Annotated in this window: 13 protein-coding genes and 3 pseudogenes; 5 read left to right on the top strand and 11 right to left on the bottom strand. The window is 68.7% G+C overall.

Features of this window, described 5'->3' with window-relative positions; all coding sequences use genetic code 11:
* Positions 1-423: 423 nt before the first annotated feature.
* Both ID810_RS08690 and ID810_RS08695 read right to left on the bottom strand, forming a co-directional pair.
* A complete protein-coding gene (locus ID810_RS08690; RefSeq protein ID WP_195858779.1) occupies positions 424-861 on the bottom strand; it encodes a zinc transporter in 438 nt (145 codons plus the stop codon).
* 380 nt (positions 862-1,241) lie between these two features.
* Positions 1,242-2,102 (bottom strand): DUF6318 family protein, encoded by an 861-nt coding sequence (locus ID810_RS08695; RefSeq protein WP_195858780.1) that lies wholly within the window; start codon positions 2,100-2,102, stop codon positions 1,242-1,244.
* Positions 2,103-2,399: 297 nt separating this feature from the next.
* On the opposite strand from ID810_RS08695, the gene purU reads away from it, so the two are divergent.
* Both purU and ID810_RS08705 read left to right on the top strand, forming a co-directional pair.
* Positions 2,400-3,317, top strand: a complete 918-nt coding sequence (purU, locus tag ID810_RS08700; RefSeq protein ID WP_166855786.1) for a formyltetrahydrofolate deformylase — start codon at positions 2,400-2,402, stop codon at positions 3,315-3,317.
* Between the two features lie 167 nt (positions 3,318-3,484).
* Positions 3,485-4,039 (top strand): DinB family protein, encoded by a 555-nt coding sequence (locus tag ID810_RS08705; RefSeq protein WP_166855788.1) that lies wholly within the window; start codon positions 3,485-3,487, stop codon positions 4,037-4,039.
* A 74-nt stretch (positions 4,040-4,113) separates the two neighbouring features.
* On the opposite strand, the gene ID810_RS08710 is transcribed toward ID810_RS08705, so the two are convergent.
* The 5 genes from ID810_RS08710 to ID810_RS12500 all read right to left on the bottom strand — a co-directional run bounded on the left by ID810_RS08710 (position 4,114) and on the right by ID810_RS12500 (position 9,921).
* Positions 4,114-5,340 carry an N-acetylglucosamine-6-phosphate deacetylase gene (locus ID810_RS08710; RefSeq protein WP_166855790.1) on the bottom strand — a complete coding sequence of 409 codons (1,227 nt, stop codon included), beginning with the start codon at positions 5,338-5,340 and terminating at the stop codon, positions 4,114-4,116.
* Positions 5,341-5,577: 237 nt separating this feature from the next.
* Positions 5,578-6,888 (bottom strand): winged helix DNA-binding domain-containing protein, encoded by a 1,311-nt coding sequence (locus tag ID810_RS08715; RefSeq protein ID WP_166855792.1) that lies wholly within the window; start codon positions 6,886-6,888, stop codon positions 5,578-5,580.
* 32 nt (positions 6,889-6,920) lie between these two features.
* On the bottom strand, positions 6,921-7,616 hold the full coding sequence (gene nucS, locus ID810_RS08720; protein ID WP_166855794.1) for an endonuclease NucS: 696 nt from the start codon (positions 7,614-7,616) through the stop codon (positions 6,921-6,923).
* A 132-nt stretch (positions 7,617-7,748) separates the two neighbouring features.
* On the bottom strand, positions 7,749-8,726 hold the full coding sequence (locus ID810_RS08725; protein ID WP_166855796.1) for a DNA cytosine methyltransferase: 978 nt from the start codon (positions 8,724-8,726) through the stop codon (positions 7,749-7,751).
* Between the two features lie 805 nt (positions 8,727-9,531).
* On the bottom strand, positions 9,532-9,921 hold the full coding sequence (locus ID810_RS12500; RefSeq protein WP_243856563.1) for a 2'-5' RNA ligase family protein: 390 nt from the start codon (positions 9,919-9,921) through the stop codon (positions 9,532-9,534).
* 421 nt (positions 9,922-10,342) lie between these two features.
* On the opposite strand from ID810_RS12500, the pseudogene ID810_RS08735 reads away from it, so the two are divergent.
* Positions 10,343-11,169, top strand: a pseudogene (locus tag ID810_RS08735) (transposase family protein).
* Between the two features lie 123 nt (positions 11,170-11,292).
* Here ID810_RS08735 and ID810_RS12845 read toward each other — a convergent pair.
* The 4 genes and pseudogenes from ID810_RS12845 to ID810_RS08755 form a co-directional block, all read right to left on the bottom strand.
* Positions 11,293-11,517: pseudogene (locus ID810_RS12845) on the bottom strand (transposase); the annotation flags it as partial.
* Between the two features lie 292 nt (positions 11,518-11,809).
* Positions 11,810-12,085 (bottom strand): hypothetical protein, encoded by a 276-nt coding sequence (locus ID810_RS08745; RefSeq protein ID WP_166855798.1) that lies wholly within the window; start codon positions 12,083-12,085, stop codon positions 11,810-11,812.
* A gap of 205 nt (positions 12,086-12,290) precedes the next feature.
* Positions 12,291-13,757, bottom strand: coding sequence for a four-carbon acid sugar kinase family protein (locus ID810_RS08750; protein WP_166855800.1), 1,467 nt, complete (start codon positions 13,755-13,757; stop codon positions 12,291-12,293).
* A 115-nt stretch (positions 13,758-13,872) separates the two neighbouring features.
* Positions 13,873-14,595 carry a FadR/GntR family transcriptional regulator gene (locus ID810_RS08755; RefSeq protein ID WP_166855802.1) on the bottom strand — a complete coding sequence of 241 codons (723 nt, stop codon included), beginning with the start codon at positions 14,593-14,595 and terminating at the stop codon, positions 13,873-13,875.
* A 1,283-nt stretch (positions 14,596-15,878) separates the two neighbouring features.
* Here ID810_RS08755 and ID810_RS08760 point away from each other — a divergent pair.
* Both ID810_RS08760 and ID810_RS08765 read left to right on the top strand, forming a co-directional pair.
* On the top strand, positions 15,879-16,286 hold the full coding sequence (locus ID810_RS08760; RefSeq protein WP_166855782.1) for a hypothetical protein: 408 nt from the start codon (positions 15,879-15,881) through the stop codon (positions 16,284-16,286).
* A pseudogene (locus tag ID810_RS08765) lies at positions 16,285-16,552 on the top strand (transposase); the annotation flags it as partial. The gene ID810_RS08760 and the pseudogene ID810_RS08765, both read left to right, overlap by 2 nt.
* Positions 16,553-16,603 lie beyond the last annotated feature (51 nt).

The following is a 16,603-nucleotide window of genomic DNA, read 5'->3' on the forward strand; positions in this document are numbered from 1 at the left end:
GGGGAGCACGACATCGTGCATGTGTCTGCGATGCACGACAACGTTGGCCTGCATCACAGACATCATACATCTTATCTCTGGAGGCGAGGCGCCGCCGGTGGACATCGTTCTGGTGATGACAGCAGGCCACAGGTCAAGCACACGGCGAATACGACCTGTCTGTGCACAAGCACGCCCCACGAGGGACAGCGCATGTCCGGCAGGGTGAAACACGGCCAGGCGTCACACACGGATGGCCACAGATCGGGTCTTGGCTGGTTTGCTTGCTGATGGGCTTATCAGCACTGGTGATGGTGGTGGGACCTACTGTCTGCCTTGACCGGCGTCCTCGTGCCTGCGGAGGCTGTCGTTTTGCTCTGGAGTGTGCGGTGGGTGGTTGTTGTGTTTGGCAGCGAGGCGAGGTGTTCGGCGGGGTTGGTGGGGTTAGTGGCCCATGGCTTCTTCGGCGTCGTCGGTCAGGATGGAGGTCAGGCGGATGAGGGTGAAGGGGGTGGAGGTCTCGGTGGTGGTGATGGTGCCGGTCACGGGTCTGGTGGTGCTCTGGCCGTCGATGGTGTAGGTGGCGGCCCAGGTGGTGGTCAGGCTGACGACGACGTTGTTGTCGCGTTTGTGGTAGCGGTGGACCACGCTCTGGTGGGGGTAGGGCCGGCCCGGGTCGGTGGTGGTGGTGCTGGTGCCGTCGCCCCAGCTCCAGGTGTAGGAGATGGGCGTGGCGGTGATGGTCACGCCGGTGCCGGCGATGGTGGTGGTCAGGGTCCGGGGTGAGGGGTCGGTGTAGACGATCAGGTCCATGGTCACGATCACCTGGTCCCCGGGTGGCTGGCGCACCAGGCCCGAGCCGCCGACCAGCAGGGTGGACACGTCCGAGGCGGTCAGGCTTACGGGCGCGCCGGCCTCAGCGGCGGCTGGCTGCCCAGCAGGCTCTGGGGCCGGCGGGCACAACCGTCCCAGAGCCTTGGTCAGCACACCGACCTGGACCTCACCGGCGGTAGGCGTGCACGCACTCCACCCGCGACCAGCAGACACCGCGGCCGCATCCTGCGCCAGAGGAACATAACCCCCAGACACCGGCGCAGGCGCACCAGAGCCCGGAGCCGGAACCGTGGTCTGGGTCGTCGAGGTGACAGTCGCCCGGTCCCCTTCGGCGTGAGTTGACCATACGGTGTCGTCGTCTGCGGGTGGTACCGGGGTGGCGAGGATGAGGCTGAGGACGGTCGGGACGGTGAGCCAGGGCAGTGACGTCATCGGATCTCACCCGCTTCGACGATCCAGGTCTTTCCGTCCCAGCGCAGCTGGAGAACGAACGTGATGTCCTCGGCCGCGAGGGTGCTAGTGCCCCCGGAGCCGTCGTGCTCGACGGTCTCGGGATGGGTGGCGTGGAGGGTGATGAGCCAGATGTTGAGGTCGGTGTCGGCGGCCCCGTAGGTGGTGGGGGTGACCTCCTGCTCCCAGGGGTCGGTCCACCCACCGGCGTCGTGTAGCTCAATTGCATAGTCGGTGACACTGGTGCAGAAGATGCAGTTGGGCTCGCTCATGGCCTGCCAGGCGCTCAGGTCTCCCGTGGCGTAGACATAGCGCAAGAGGGACAGGTAGTACTCGGCGGCGGCGATGGCGCCCTCGGGGGTGAACTGGTCGATGGTGGCGGGCCGCTCGGGTGCGGGCGTGGCCAGGGCCGCCTCGCGCAGGGCCTGCTCCTCAGCCGACAGCAGGCTTGACAACGACGACGTCGACGTCGGCGTCGGCTCAGGCGTGAGCTCAGGCGTGGGTGTGGTGGTGGGTGGCCGGTAGCTGGAGGCCACCGACGTCTCCCACGGGTAGGGATCGCGCGGCCGGTGGCTGCTCCACCAGCGCGCCGCCCCGGCCCCAGCAGCAGCGCACACCACCACGAGCACGACCATGAGCACCAGGAACCGCCGCCACGCACGCCGCGCCTGAGCCACGGCCTCGACGTCGTCGGCCTGCCCACCACGCACGTCAACGACCAGACCGCACGAGCCGGCCAGGCCGGCCAGGCCAGGCGAGTCGGCCACGCCAGCCTGGCCGGCCTGGCCGGGCTCGTCGGCCCTACCGTGCGGGCCGGGCCGCAGGAAACGAAGGCTCATCAGGGATCACCACCAGGGGGGGAGCGTCAAAAAGAAAGAGGGACACCCGGGGGACACACGGGAGGCACCGTCGCCCGCCCCTGCCCCCGGGTCAGGAACACCCCGAGCCTAACCGCGCCACCACCACAACCACCACCACAAACCCACCACCTGTGGACAACCCAGCCCGGCGGGTGCTCCGGCTACCCGGCGGGCGCTCCCCCCGCAATAGACGGCGGGGTCATCTGGGTGTCGGGTACTCCGGCTACCCCGCGGGCGCTCCGGATGCCCGGCGCGCGCTCCGGCTACCCTGCGGCCATGACCATCTCCGCCTCCCCCGCCGCCTCCGCTGCATCCCCCGCCTCCCCCGCCACGGCCGGCGCCGTGCCCGACGCGCAGCACCTCGTCCTCACCCTGTCCTGCCCGGACCGCCCCGGCATCGTCCACGCCGTCACCGGCGCGCTCGCCCGCCGCGGCGGCAACATCACCGAGTCCCAGCAGTACGGCGACGACGAGACGGGCCTGTTCTTCATGCGCGTGGCCGTCCTCACCCGCGTGCCGCGCGGCGAGCTCGAGGCCGACCTTGCCGAGCTTGCCACCACCTACGAGATGACCTGGGCCCTGGACGAGGCCGACCGCCGCGTGCGCACCCTGCTCATGGTGTCTAAGGAGGGCCACTGCCTGTCCGACCTGCTCTTCCGCGCCAAGAGCCAGGGCCTACCGATCGAGGTGGTCGGCGTCGTCGGCAATCACGAGACGCTGCGCGACGTCGCCGAGTTCTACGAGGTCCCCTTCCACTGCGTCCCCGTCACGCGCGACACCAAGGAGGCCGCCGAGGCCGAGCTGCTGCGGCTGGTCGAGGAACTGGGCGTTGAACTCATCGTCCTGGCCCGCTACATGCAGATCCTCTCCCCCGCCCTGTGCACGCGCCTGCGCGGCAACGTCATCAACATCCACCACTCCTTCCTGCCGTCCTTCAAGGGCGCCAAGCCGTACCACCAGGCCCACGAGCGCGGCGTCAAGCTCATCGGCGCCACCGCCCACTACGTCACCGAGGACCTGGACGAGGGCCCCATCATCGAGCAGGACGTCACCCGCGCCTCGCACGCCGACTCCGCCCTCGTGCTCCAGCGCAAGGGCCAGGACGTCGAGCGCCGGGTCCTGGCGCAAGCAGTCAAGTGGCACGCCGAGCACCGCGTGCTGCTCAACGGCCGACGCACGGTTGTCTTCGCCTGAGGAGCACCGCGCGGCACCCTCACCGAGGTACGTGCCTGATCGGAAGCCCGCCTGATCAACAGTCCGCACCTCGCTGAGACGGGCTCATCGTGACGAGCATCGACGCCATATCCTTGACCTGATCCCGTGCGGCGCACTCGGCGCGGCGAGGGGGCGAGGAGGTTGTCATGATCGTTGAGACTGGAGACCAGAACGCGCAAGTCCTGCGGAAGATGCTCATCGACGCCCTGGGACGTTCGCGCGAGCGCCTGGAGCGGGCCCTGGACGGCGTAAGCGTGGAGCAGGCCAATGCCCGGCCGGTGGATGGGCTCGCACCGCGGATCGATTCACTCACATGGCTCGCCTGGCACACGGCGCGGGCGATCGACTTGCAGATCGCGCCCCTGGCTGGGCGGGAGCCGGAGTGGACGGCGGGCGGGCACTCGACGCGCTTCGGCCTACCGCTGCCCGATGACACCGAGGATTGGCGGCACACGCCCGAGGAGTCCGCGCAGGTGACGGTCAGTGACCTGTCCGTGCTCACGGGCTACCTCGACGCCGTCTACGCGGTCGCCGCGGAGTTCCTGGGCTCTCTGGACGCGGCGCGGCTCGATGAGGTCATCGATGAGGCCTGGGATCCACCGACGACGCTCGGAGTGCGTCTGGTGTCGATCATCGACGACGCCTCCCAGCACTCCGGCCAGGCTGTCTACGCCCGCCGCCTCCTCGGCCTGACCGGATGACACCTCTGCCCCTCATCGAGACCGGTAGGCAGCCGGTGTCGATGAGGGGGAGAGTGCGATCAGGCGGTGCCGCCTCAGACCACCGTCTCGCCGCGGCGCACGACGGTCACGGGCCGCAGCTCGGCGTCGGTGACGACGACGTCGGCCCACATGCCGGGCTCGAGGGCACCCACGGAGTCGTCACCCAGAATCTCGGCGCCCTGGCAGGAGGCGGCGAAGACGGCGTCGACGAGCTCGACCCCGCCCTTCCAGGTGGTGCGCACGACGTCGATGAGGTGGGCGGTGCCACCGGCGATGGTGTTCGTGCCGGCAATGTAAGCGCACCCGTCCTCGACCTTGACGGCGGCCGGGCCCAGGACGTAGTCGCCGTCGGCCATACCGGCGGCGGCCATGGCGTCGGTGACGAGGACAACGTTCTCACGCCCCAGCAACTCGAACATGTCAAGCACGATGGCGGGGCTCAGGTGGGTGCCATCGCCGATCATCTCCAGGATGCAGTCGCCGTTGACGGCGGCGGCCAGGAACTCCGGGACCGGGCCGGGGGCGCGGTGGTGCATGGGGCGCATGCCGTTGAACAGGTGGGTGGCGGTCGAGCGGCCCGAGCGTACGGGCAGCCCGGCCGCGATGCGCTCGCCGATGCGCTCGGAGGCATCGGCCATGGCGGCGCGCACGGGGGCGGCCTCGGAGTCGGTGTGACCGAAGGAGGGCAGGGCCCCGCCGTCGATGAGGGCGGCGACGACGCCGTCGTCTCCGGTGATGCCGGGCTTCTCCGGGGCGATGGTCATGGTGGCGACGTGGCCGCGGCCGAGTTCGATGAGCTCGCGGGTCAGGTCGGCGTCGGGGTCGATGATGTAGGTGGGGTCCTGGGCGCCGCAGCGCTCGTGAGAGACGAAGGGGCCTTCGAAGTGGATGCCGGCGAGCTCCCCGGCGTCACACAGGTCGGCCAGAACCTTGGTGCGCGCCTTGAGGACGTCCGGGGCGGCGGTGACGCAGGAGGCGACGAGGCTGGTGGTGCCGTGGCGACGGTGCTCGAGGACGCTGACCATCGCCTGCTCGGGGGTCTCGGCGTTGGGGAAGGACTCGCCGCCGCCGCCGTGGCAGTGCACGTCCACGAGGCCAGGCAGGATGCAGCCGCCCTCGGGGGCGGGGGTAGCGCCGGCCAGGGCCTCGGCGAAGCCGAAGCGCTCGGCGTCCTCGGAGGGGCCGACCCACGCGATGTGGGAGCCGGAGAGGACGACGAGACCGTCCTCAATGATCTGGAAGGGGGTGACGACTCGGCCGGTGAAAGCAGCGGTGCTCATGTGGCGAGCATACGCCCACCAACCACGCGTTATCTGACGTCTGACGCCCCGTGGTGAGGGTCCCGCCGAGGGGCGACGGGACCGCCGAGAGGTGCCGACGAGGCGCGCACAGCACGCGTCAGCTCAGGCCGCCGCGTGCCCAGCCAGTCGCACCGCTGTGAGTCAGGCCCGTCGCCCTTACGCGCGCCCGGCGGCGGGGTCTGGGTGCACACGGGCCCCGGATCCGGTCCGTCGCCCTTACGCGCGCCCGGCCAGCCGCTTCTCCATCCGCCTGACCGCCCGCTCGACGTCGGCCTCCAGACGCGCCGAGCGCCGCGCCGCCGGGTCCCAGATGAGCCCCTGCCCCACCGGCCGCACCGCCACCACACGCCCACGGTCCACCAGCAGCGGCCGGAACATGCCGTTGGCCCCCGGGCAGATGAGCCGCTCGCCCGCCTCATCGGTCAGGCAGCTGCGGTCCTTGTAGCCCACGTGCAGCTCGTCGAAGGAGGCCAGGAACAGCGTGGCACGCGCCTGGCGCCACGAGACGGCGAGCAGGTCGGGCAGGTCGGCCCGCAGATAGAGGGTCGAGCCGCGTTCGCGTGCCGACGGCGAGGCCGAGCCTCCAGCCCCCGTGACGGTCAGTGCACCACGGGTCCCCTCCCCCACCCGCGCCCGGGTCAGGGGCACGAGCCCGCGCGCGGCGGCGTCGGGCTCGTCGGCCGCGTAGTCCACGGCATTGGTCATCTCGACGGCGTCCTCCAGGGCCTGGGCGGCCTGCCCCACGGGCAGGGTGGTCCAGCGGGCCAGGTCGGCTGCGGTCACCGGTCCGTGGCTCGTGGCGTAGCGGCGGGCGATCTCCGCCAGCGCAGCCCGGTGTCCGTCACTGCCACGGGCGCTGCCACCGCTGCCGCCCGGTCCTGTCTCGGAGCCCGGCAGGGCGCTGGCGTCCACCACCAGGTGCTCGTTGGCCGCTCGAGGCCCCTGGACGAGGACGCCCTGCCAGTGCAGGCGCGCGATGAGGTGACGGCGCCGCCCTGAGACCACCTCGGAGGAGTCCTGGCCGTCGCCCGATCCCAGCAGCCCGGCCTCCTCCCAGGCGCTGATGAGGCGGGCTCGCGGCAGCGGCCCCTCGGCGGCGATGAGCGCCAGGGCGGTCTCGCCGGCCCGGTCGATGTCCGCCTCCGTCAGCCCCAGCCAGGAGGTGCCCTTGGACATCCCGTTCTCGTAGCGGTGCACCAGGGCCTCGCGCAGCCAGTGGTGGTCCTCAGCCGTGGTGACGTGGACCGTGCCGCGCATGGGCCAGGAGCGCACGAGCTGTCCGTCGGCGAAGGCCCGCTCGACGTCCGGTATCCGGGTGCCCGTGGTGCGTGAGAGCAGGGCGTGCGGGACGGCGGAGACCTGCTGTCCCTGGACGGCCAGCTGGCGGCGCACCGCCTCAGCGACGTCGGACGCGCTCGTGGCGGGCACGAGGCCCTGGGCCACGATGCGCAGCAAGGAGGGGTCCAGCCGGGTGCTGCCGGGAGAAGAGGCCGGGGCAGCGGAGGCGGCCGGGGCGGGCTGAGGCACAGGGGATCCCTTCGGAGGGGTGGTCCGGCGCGTCAGAAGAGCCGGGAGCCGGGGTCGTCGAGCCCGCGCATGGCGTCGTAGTCGAGCACGACGCAGCGGATGCCGCGGTCCTCGGCGAGCACGCGGGCCTGCGGCTTGATGGTCTGGGCGGCGAAGATCCCGCGCACGGGGGCCAGCAGCGGGTCGCGCTCGAGCATGTTGAGGTAGCGGGTCAGTTGCTCGACGCCGTCGATGCCGCCCACGCGCTTGACCTCCACGGCCCAGGAGCCGCCGTCGGCGTCGCGCACGAGCAGGTCGACGGGCCCGATGGGCGTGGGGTGCTCGCGGCGCACGGTGTGCCAGCCGGCTCCCAGCACATCGGGCTGGTCCGCCAGCAGCTCCTGCAGGTGGGCCTCCACCCCGTCCTTGGTCAAGCCCGGGTCGACGCCGAGGTCGACGCTGGAGTCGGAGACGATCTCGAAGAGCCGGATGACGAGGCGGTCGTCGCTCTTGGCGGCGCGCACCTCCCAGCGGGCGGTGACGCCGACCTCCAGGTCCTCCTCGTCGGGCTCAACCTCGGTCAGCCGCGCGGGCGGGCTCATCCAGTTCAGCGGCTTGTAGGAGCCGCCGTCGGAGTGGACGAGGACCGAGCCGTCGGCCTTGACCATGATGAGGCGGCGCGCTGGGGGCAGGTGCGCGTCCAGGCGGCCGGAGTAGTCCACAGAGCAGGAGGCAATGACGACACGCACCCCGGCAGCCTACCGGCAGGGCGACGGCGTGACGAAGGAGTGCTGCGGCACACCCAAGGACGTGACCGAGCCCAGGTGCTCGATCACCCTGGGGTCGAAGGTCAACGTGAGCGGTGCAGATGTGCTTGCGGTTCAGAGCTCTTTGAGGATCTGCCGGGCGATGGCGGTGCCGAGCGGGATGGGCACGGCGTTGCCGATCTGGCGGGCGATGGCGGAGCCGATGAAGCGGTGCTCCTCAGGGAAGCCCTGGAGGAGGGCTGCCTCGTAGTGGGTGATGGCGCGGTTCTCGACGGGGTGCAGGTAGCGGCCCTTCTCAGGTTTGAAGAACTCGGTGCGGATGGTGACCGACGGTCTGTCCCAGTGCAGTCTGCCCATGACGTCCATCGATCCGGTGGTGTGCCTGCGCCAGCATGGCGCCTTGAGATCGTCCGGGAGGTCGGAGCGGTTGCCGCCAGCGAGGATCGTCGCGAAGCGCTTGAGCGATATGTCGCTGTAGTCCCGCGAGATGTGCAGCTCGCGTCGAGAGAACGACCCTGGCACCTGCCGTGGGCCCACCGGTGTGCGGACCTGGGTGAAGCACTCGTCCATGTCGGGTACCGGGGCACGCCGAGCAGGGCGTCGTGCACCGTCCTGTAGGGGGTCAGCCCGTCTGTCCCGTGAGGGCCGTGCGTGGGCTCTGGGCACCCGGGGGCCGCCAGGTCGCGGTGGTGGCCTTGTAGTCCCGGTACTGGGGGACTTGCCGAAGGCGGGGACGTTCTCGACGACGAAGTACCTGGGCTCGACCGCGATCAGGGTTGCCGCATACTGCTCCCGCAGGTGGTTGCGTGCGTCCTCGACGTCCTGCTTGCCGAGTGTGCTGAAGCCCTGGCAGGGCGGGCCGCCGACGACGATGTCCACGTTCCGGGGCATGTCGCCCTGGGCAAGCCAGTCGAGGAGGGAACCGGAAAAGACGGAGTTCTTCCCGAAGGTGGCCTCGTAGGAAGCGGCCGCATACGGGTCGATCTCCACGGCGGCGACGCTGCGGAAGCGCGACGACGCCGTGTGGAACCCCGTGGTGAGGCCACCCGCCCCGGCGAAGAGGTCGACGACGCGGATCGTTCTGGAACCCATGGGCAGGTTAGGTGTGCTTCCCCGTGAGGTTGTGGACGCAACTGGCGGGGGTCTGGTCGTCCGGGATCTCGCAGCAGACCAGGCGCGAGTGCTCGTCGATGGCGTCGGTGGCGTGGTGCGGGCAACCGGTAGCCGCCGGCGGCCCGAGCCCTTGCGGCGGGGTTCCGGTCTCCGCTAGGCGTATCGAGGTCAGCGTCCTTAGGCCCGTCCCCTTGCGGCGGGGTTCCGGTCCTTGGCCCACTGCGCGGTCGACGCGGACCGCCAGCCACGCCCGTGAGCCCTCCAGCCTCCACCGTCGCGAATGCGGCCGAGCGTGTTGGTATCGATGTGGACCGGCCCGGACGGGCTGGTCCTCATCACAGCACTGGGGCCGCGTTACGCTGTGTGGAGCGCCATTGATCAGTTTGGACCACGTTCGATCGTTTGGACCACCCCAGACGCGTCCGTAGGTGGTCCAAATGACGGCAGGTGGTCCAAACAAACGAACAGACCACCTCCCCACCCCCCGCCCGCAGGGTGGGCGTGGGGTTGCCCGCAAGTCGTGGACTGGGGTGGGCGCAATGACGAGCTCCCATCATCGGAAGATCTCGACCCCTACCCCGCCGCCAACACACCCCAGGCCACACCACCACAACATAGACAAATAGCCATCCGCAGGGTTCATCATATTCGAAACGAATAGGCTCGCCTGACTTTACATACTTCGCAATTACCTCCTGCTTCAAGTCAAGGTTCTCTCTACCTTGCACAACTAGGCTCGCTGCGAACACTCCATCCACTGCGATACCGGATGTTCCCACTCGAGTCACGGCCGGACCACCCAATAGTTACCCATTGAGTCGAAGTGCAGGGCGTGGAGACGCTCCGGCGCAAGCAGGACCGGCTTGCCATGAACTTTCGCGATGCAGGCACTAAGCGCCTGACGGAACTCGTTCGGCGACAATGGCGTGGGAGCCGCTGGCCTGTAGTATGCAATAGTGATGTGAGGGGTGAATGGTCCAGAGGGAACAAGCGTATCAAATAGAGCTCGAGCCGCGAACAGCTTACGATGTTCTCCCTCGTCAGCAGCACGGACCCCAATGACAACGCTTGTATTCATCATGTTGAATACCGCGGTACATGTGGTCTGAATAGATCCGATATCGCGCGCCTGAGCGACGAGATCCGCAACTGGTTTTGCGCTGTTCATCATCATCTGCCGCACTGTTCTTAGCTCCGGACTGGCATGGAGATCATGGAGTGTGACGTGCGCCATCGCCAATGGCAGCGGAACTGATAGCGACCCGCCAAATTGAGCGTGGAGGTCGTCAGCCAGCATTCCAACGAGTTCCCGAGCCTGACCGTCCAGAAAATAAGCAACTGTGGCCCCATGGAAGGGCAGCAACACGCCATCCCGTGGGGACACTTTTTTTGCAGTGATTCAGGAAGGCCGAACTCGGCTTCATCAGGGACAGAATTTGTCTGAAACAGTTCCACACGCGCATCGAACTCGCGCAACGTCTCCATCATACATTGAGCCTTTCTCACCGGGGTGGGGATCGTTGGGGTGGTGGGGGAATGTGGGTGTGTCGTAGGCGAAGGCACGCGGAGCCGTGCGTCAGAGTTGTTTTCGACCAATGAAAACCTGCTCGCAAGCAGGCTCCGCGCGGGTGTCCTGTCGTGCCACCCTGGACGTTGCGTCCGCTACCCGTGCGCACCGTGTCGGCCTGGCTGGCCGCCCACCGCCGCGTTCACGGCACCAGGCCTCACCAGCGTGCCGCCACGCCTTGGGTGCAGGCTGTGATGCTGCTGCGCTGGTTGATCGACGCCACCGGCGTGGCGACCCTCGCACCAGGCGCGCGCGTGTCCCCGGCGACCGCCTACAGGTCCCTGCACGAGGCCCTCCAGGTCGTCGTCCGCCACGCCCCACAGCTGCCCGACGTCCTGAGGGACCTGCACGACCAGGGTGAGCCCTTCGTGTGCCTCGACGGCACTCTTATCCGCACCGACAGGGTCGTAGCCCGCACCGAGCGGGGCAACCACTCGTGGTACCCGGGCAAGCACAAGGCCTTCGGGGGCAACGTCCAGGTCGTCACCGACCACACCGGATTGCCTGTATGGGTCTCGCCGGTCGAGCCGGGACCGACCCATGACCTGATCGCCGCGCGCGCCCACGCGCTGCCCGCCCTGACAAGGCCGCCTCCCAGGGCATGCCCACCCTGGCCGACAAAGGCCACCCGGCACCGGCACCGGCGTGCTCACACCCGTCAAAGGCGCCAGCCCCTGCCCCGACGACGCCACCCACAACCACATCCACACCGCCCTGCGCGCCCCCGCCCAGAGGGCAAACGCCATGCTCAAGCACCTCAAGGCCCTCCAGCACCTCACCCTCGACCCACACACCATCACCCACATCACCGCCACAGCCCTCGTCATCAGCAACCTCAACAAACACACCCGGTGAGAAAGGCTCATTGAGGAGATCGGGTAGTTTCCTTCCTCGCGACCGGTGAGCTCGTACTTCCGACTCACTGCTGTTCCTTCGCGAGCCAGGCCGCCGCTTTTTCAAGAACTCATTCTCCTGGCGCAGCTCGCGGTTCTGCGCTCGTAGTCTGGCCATCGCAGCGGACTCGGCGGCTGTTTGCCTCTCCTTCTGGCTGCCGTGCTCCTTCTTGTACCTCGCGACCCAATTGCCCACCGTCTGGGGCACCAGGTCGCAGGAGGCTGCCACCGACGCGATCGTGCGATCCTTCTCGATCACCTCGCGCACCACCTGCTCCTTGAACTCATCCGAGTACTTCGCCCTTGACATGGATCCATCCTACCGAATCAAAGGAAGACGAAAATCTCCCCCTGTCCAAGAAACACCACCCACCCCAATACTCGCACTCGCCCACCGCCGCATCCTCACCCTGTACGCCATGATCCGCGACGGCTCCCTCTATGACCCCCAACCAGCCCAGCAACTACCCACCGCCGCTTGACACACCACATAGAGGCGCCCCCTGAGACGGAATCACCGCCGTGCCAGTGGCACGGCGGCGATTACCGCGGCGATCCCAGCTACTGCGTCACCAGCGGCGTCGGCGTCGGCGCACGATGCTTCACATTCCGGCGCGCCGCAGCTCACGGAAGGCGGTCGCCACGCACACCACTGTCGAGAGCAGCGCGGTGATGACCACCACGGGCATGGACCCGGCAACGGCCGCGAAGGCGGTGAACATACTCAGGATCGCGAGGACGGCGAGCACGGTCGTCACCACCGAGACATCGGCGCAACCGCCGGTGGTCTCGTGGCGCTCCTCAACGGTGTTGTCCGCAAGGGGGCTGCGGACCATCTCGAGGACGGGGGTACTGACGGATTCGACCATTGTCGACATGACTGCTCCTGCTTCTCATCATTCGATGCGGCAGGAGCTCCACCAACAGGCCGTGCCCCTGCACGGCCCTGTGCGTCTCTCGTGGAGACCTGCGGCGAGAGTGTACCACCTCAGAGCACTGAGCAGTGTCAGATTCCTCACCACCGCCCGGACGCGGCACCCGCGGGGCGGGCGCTGGAACACCGACGGGAGGTGGACCGGGGCCTCAGTCCTGTCCGAGCAGCACCTTGACCACCGCCGCCAGCGCGTGCTCATCGCCGACGTTGCCGGGGAAGACGATGTAGGGCACGCCCCGCGCCGGACCGTCCTGGGCCGCCCACAGGGAGACGATCCCCGGCAGCATCGGGCCCACGCACTGGGCGCGCCGGATGCCCAGCCCCCGGGATGCGACGTCGGAGGACGTGATCCCGCCCTTGGCCAGGACGAAGCGCGGGCGGATCCGTCCCATGATCCCCTGCACCGTTTCCACCACGGCCGTGGACACCCGGCGGGAGACCTCGAGGGAGTCCTCGGCGTTGATGCCCGTGACCAGGGTCCGCGAGGTGCGCACGACGAGCGTGCCCTGCCCCAGGAGCTCGACGGCCTGAGCGATGACGTCCTTGAGGTGGTCATCCCTGCTGACCGGGTCGAGGATCTTGCCCACCTCCACATCCAGGACCGGCACCCCCGAGTCGGCCACGAGGCGCTCGAGCTGCCTGGTGGTCAGGGCCACGTGGGAGCCGACGACCACTAGGCCGCCGACCGCCTCGGGCTTCGCGGCACCCCGGCCGTCGGCACCCTCTTCCGGCGAGCGCAGCGCCTCGACCTCCTGGGCGGACAGGGGGGCGCGCACCTCCTGTCCCAGGCGCGCCCGCATGAAAGGAGGTCCGACCCGGTAGACGAAGGTGCGCCCCCGGGCCTCGGCGGCGATGAGCGCCAGGGACAACGCCAGCAGGTCCTGCTCGCAGGCGATGTCGGGGGCGATCACCTGCTGGTCCTTGGCCGACATGAGCAGCCCCACCAGTGCCTCGGGGCGGGTGCGGAGCTCGGTCAGGTCCGGGGTGAGGACCTCGTCCGCCCTAATGGCGCCCCTCGTCTTCTCCTCGACCCAGGCGGCCAGCGAGGAGGCGGTGTAGCCGAAGGTGGCGTCGCGGGCGAATTCGGTTTCGCCGCTGGGCAGGAAGTCCTCGCCGATGCGCGTGTAGTGGATGCCTCCCACGCTCACCCGGCCCGCTTCGGGGAAGGCGGGCGCCAGGATGATCCCATCGACCGGCTGGCCAGCCTCCTCCAGCAGGTCGGCGATGAGTTGCGGCTCCAGGGGGAAGTGGCCGCGCAGGGTGGAGTCGGAGCGGCTGACGAAGGCCAGGCGCCGTCGCATGGCGGCAGCCGCCGTCGTGGCCGCGGCCACGACCTCACGGGTGATGCGATCGGCATGCTCGGGGGGCAGGGAGCGCGAGTTGGTCATGACGTAGACGGCCGGGGCATCCCCGCCCAAGGCCCAGGCGACATCCTCCTGGGCCCACGAGGTAAGGACCGGGAGCCCCGAGACGGACTGGGTCCCGGTGGGGTCGTCGTCGAGCACGACGAAGAACGGCTGGGGGGCTCCCACCGCCCGGGCCGCCTCCCTGACGTCGAGCGCCGTAAGCGCGGGGGCGGCCGGATAGGGCGCGACGATCTCGCTGAGGGTAGCCACACTGCTCTCCTTCACCGCGGAACTTAGACCTCTGAGGTCTTAGAGGTTACCACGAGGGTGTGCCCCTGAACACACCCTCCGGCGCCCCGCCCGCGCCTTGCCGGGGCGAGAGATTTCAGAGGTTCTCCGACAGCTCCCCACCGCGGCGCTCCCTGGCAGTGAGGAGGTCCTTGCGCATCTGCGCCATGTGCTCGTGCATGAGCTCGGCGGCCCGCTCGGCATCCTGGGCCTCCACCGCCTCCAGGATCCGACGGTGCTGCGAGATCACCTTGACCCGGACCTCACCGGACTCCGTGGCACGAAATCTGGCGCCCAGCAGGGCGTCCCGGAAGGGGTGCATCGTCGAGGCGACGAACTGATTGCCCGTGGCCCCCAGAATCACGTCGTGGAAGGCGTGATCCAAGCCGACCAGCGCCTGGATGTCATCGGTCTTGGCCGCGATCTTGTACTCCTCCAAGCAGCGGCGCATCTCATCGAGGTCCGCCTCGGAGCGCTGCCTCGCAGCCAGGCGGACGGCACCGACCTCCAGCATCTCCTCGACACCGATCAGGTCCAGCTCGACCTCCCGCACGCGCCCCTCGTGGGCAGCCACGTACATGAGGTAGCGCAGCTCCCTCCAGCGGAAGCGGGGAAGGAGGAACGTGCCCCGTCCGTGCACCACGTTGAGGACCCCGCCCATGGACAGGTTCCTCACCGCCTCCCTCATGGTCGGACGGGAGACCCGTAGGAAACGGGCGAGCTCGGCCTCGGCTGGAAGCGGCTCCTCCTCGACGAACGTCCTGTCGACAATCGCGTCAAGGACGCCCTCAACGGCCCCTTCCACCAGATCGTTGGCCATCCAGGCCTCCTAACTCGCACGTGCCCACCGGCACGGGTTAATGATTCGCACCCCCGCCCGCGCGTGGCGGCGCAGACACGGGCTCCCATCACGCACCGCTACGGACATCGCCGCGCGTGGCGCACCGCAGACAGGATGATGACGGGAACCGGGCGCAGCCGAATCATGTCACGTCGTCGCCGCCCGACGGCGCACTGAAGTGTTCGGGGTTTTGTTCGGGCCTTCTTCCTCAAGGGAGGGTCGGGACGTGCCCCAGAGGTGTACGCCCGTACGCCCCACGGTTTAAGGCTCGGGCCGGGAGCCTGTGATGGCACGGCACATCGCTCTGGGTACTCCCCCGGGTTCAGGGCTCGTGCCTTGAGGCTCATCGAGGACAGGGTCCAGTGCGGGCAGTGCTCGGGTTGGGTTGCCTGTACCGCGGTGGGTGAGGCTCTTGGCGGGGTCTGGCCCCTACGCGCTGCGCAGCTGATGGAAGCACAGTCGCATCGATGGGGGCGAGGCCCCCTGGTGTGAGCACCTGAGGGTCTGAGGAGATCCGCTGGCTGCGCCGGGAGGACTTCGAGCTGCGTCGCGTGAGCGAGATTGTGCGCAGGGGCACCGGTGTTGTTCGCGGCGGAGCCAGGCCGCCCCATGACGAGATGACCCGGTTGATCGACCAGCACCGTGATCGTCTCGGGGCCCGGGCCGCTCTGCCGGGTGCTGGGCGCGACAGAGGTGTGGTCTCATCACCTTCGCTCGGCTTACCGGGCCGCGAGGATGCGCCCGGCCTGCACCCGGGCCTTGCACGGACGAGACCCTCGTGGAGGAGCTCACGCCGGTCCATGCCGAGGACCACGGCGTCTACGGGGTGCGCAATCGGCGACGTTCGAGCGGATCAAGGGCCGGCACAACCCCCGATACCGACACTCCGGGATCGGGATCCCGTCGCCCCACGAGCTCGAAGCCCACCACACCACCGTCACGACAGCATGATTCAACCAACACAAACCGTCCGAGAAACCGGGCCAGGCTCCGGGCATGGTCGAGCGTGGTCGGGCTTGGTTGAGCGCGGCGGGCGTGCTCGGGCCTGGTTGAGCGCGGTCGGCGCCCGTCGCGGCCCACAGAGGACTCGACTACTGCCATCGATCTCGTTCCTCAGGTTCTGATCTCGTTCCCCACAAGTCGATCTCGCTCCTTAACCGAACGAGATCGAGCGCTGAGGAACGAGACGGACGGGCGGGGAACGAGATGGACGGGCAGGGACCTGCGCCCGGCGCCCCGGAAGAGGGGCGGGTTGCGCGGGCATGACAGCCCACGCCGATGACTCCGCCCGCTCCGCCGACCCCGCTATCGTCTGCGTCCTCGCCCAGGTCTACGTCGACAACATCGACGTCACCCTGCCCCTCTACCGGAGCCTGACCGGCGTCATCCAGGGCATGCTCAAGGGCTTCCAGGCCAACGCCTCGGTGGTCATCGTCGAACGTGTGAACCAGCCAGCGATCCGACGGCAGAACGCGTCGGTCACGAAGGCGGTGCAGGCTCCACCGCGCGGCGGTACGCGCACAAGTGGTACCGACGACCCACAGCTGGTTCAGAACATCGGCCGTGACTGCGTAGAGTCCAGACCGGGCCGTGGGGCAGCAACAGGTGCAGGGGTCGTGGTGCGGGGCCGGCGTCCGCGCACCAGCCCGGCAAAGCCTGCTGCCAGTTAACGCCTTCCCCAAGGACGTGTGGACCCAGATCTGGTCCAACAACCCCCAAGAACGCCTCAACAAGGAGATCCGCCGACGCACCGACAGCGTCGGCATCTTCCCCGACCGCCAAGCCATCATCCGCCTGGTCGAAAGCCGTCCCGGCCGAGCAGACCGACCAGCGGGCCGAAGGCCGCCGCTACCTCGGCCTAGACGTCCTCGCCCGCTGCCGCCACAACCCCACACCCCACACCACCACCAAGGACTTGACCAGGAGGGTAGTGTGAATCGTCGTCGAGATCCTCGGCATCATGGTGAATCTTGAGCAATTCCATGAT

This window comes from Actinomyces respiraculi (assembly GCF_014595995.2).
GTDB classification, from domain to species: domain Bacteria; phylum Actinomycetota; class Actinomycetes; order Actinomycetales; family Actinomycetaceae; genus Actinomyces; species Actinomyces respiraculi.

Excerpts from the sequence above, each read along its gene's own strand:
- ID810_RS08695 (WP_195858780.1), bottom strand. The coding sequence starts at position 2,102 with ATGAGCCTTCGTTTCCTGCGGCCCGGCCCGCACGGTAGGGCCGACGAG.
- purU (WP_166855786.1), top strand. The coding sequence starts at position 2,400 with ATGACCATCTCCGCCTCCCCCGCCGCCTCCGCTGCATCCCCCGCCTCC.
- ID810_RS08705 (WP_166855788.1), top strand. The coding sequence starts at position 3,485 with ATGATCGTTGAGACTGGAGACCAGAACGCGCAAGTCCTGCGGAAGATG.
- ID810_RS08710 (WP_166855790.1), bottom strand. The coding sequence starts at position 5,340 with ATGAGCACCGCTGCTTTCACCGGCCGAGTCGTCACCCCCTTCCAGATC.
- ID810_RS08725 (WP_166855796.1), bottom strand. The coding sequence starts at position 8,726 with ATGGGTTCCAGAACGATCCGCGTCGTCGACCTCTTCGCCGGGGCGGGT.
- ID810_RS12500 (WP_243856563.1), bottom strand. The coding sequence starts at position 9,921 with ATGATGATGAACAGCGCAAAACCAGTTGCGGATCTCGTCGCTCAGGCG.
- ID810_RS08745 (WP_166855798.1), bottom strand. The coding sequence starts at position 12,085 with ATGTCGACAATGGTCGAATCCGTCAGTACCCCCGTCCTCGAGATGGTC.
- ID810_RS08755 (WP_166855802.1), bottom strand. The coding sequence starts at position 14,595 with ATGGCCAACGATCTGGTGGAAGGGGCCGTTGAGGGCGTCCTTGACGCG.
- ID810_RS08760 (WP_166855782.1), top strand. The coding sequence starts at position 15,879 with ATGACAGCCCACGCCGATGACTCCGCCCGCTCCGCCGACCCCGCTATC.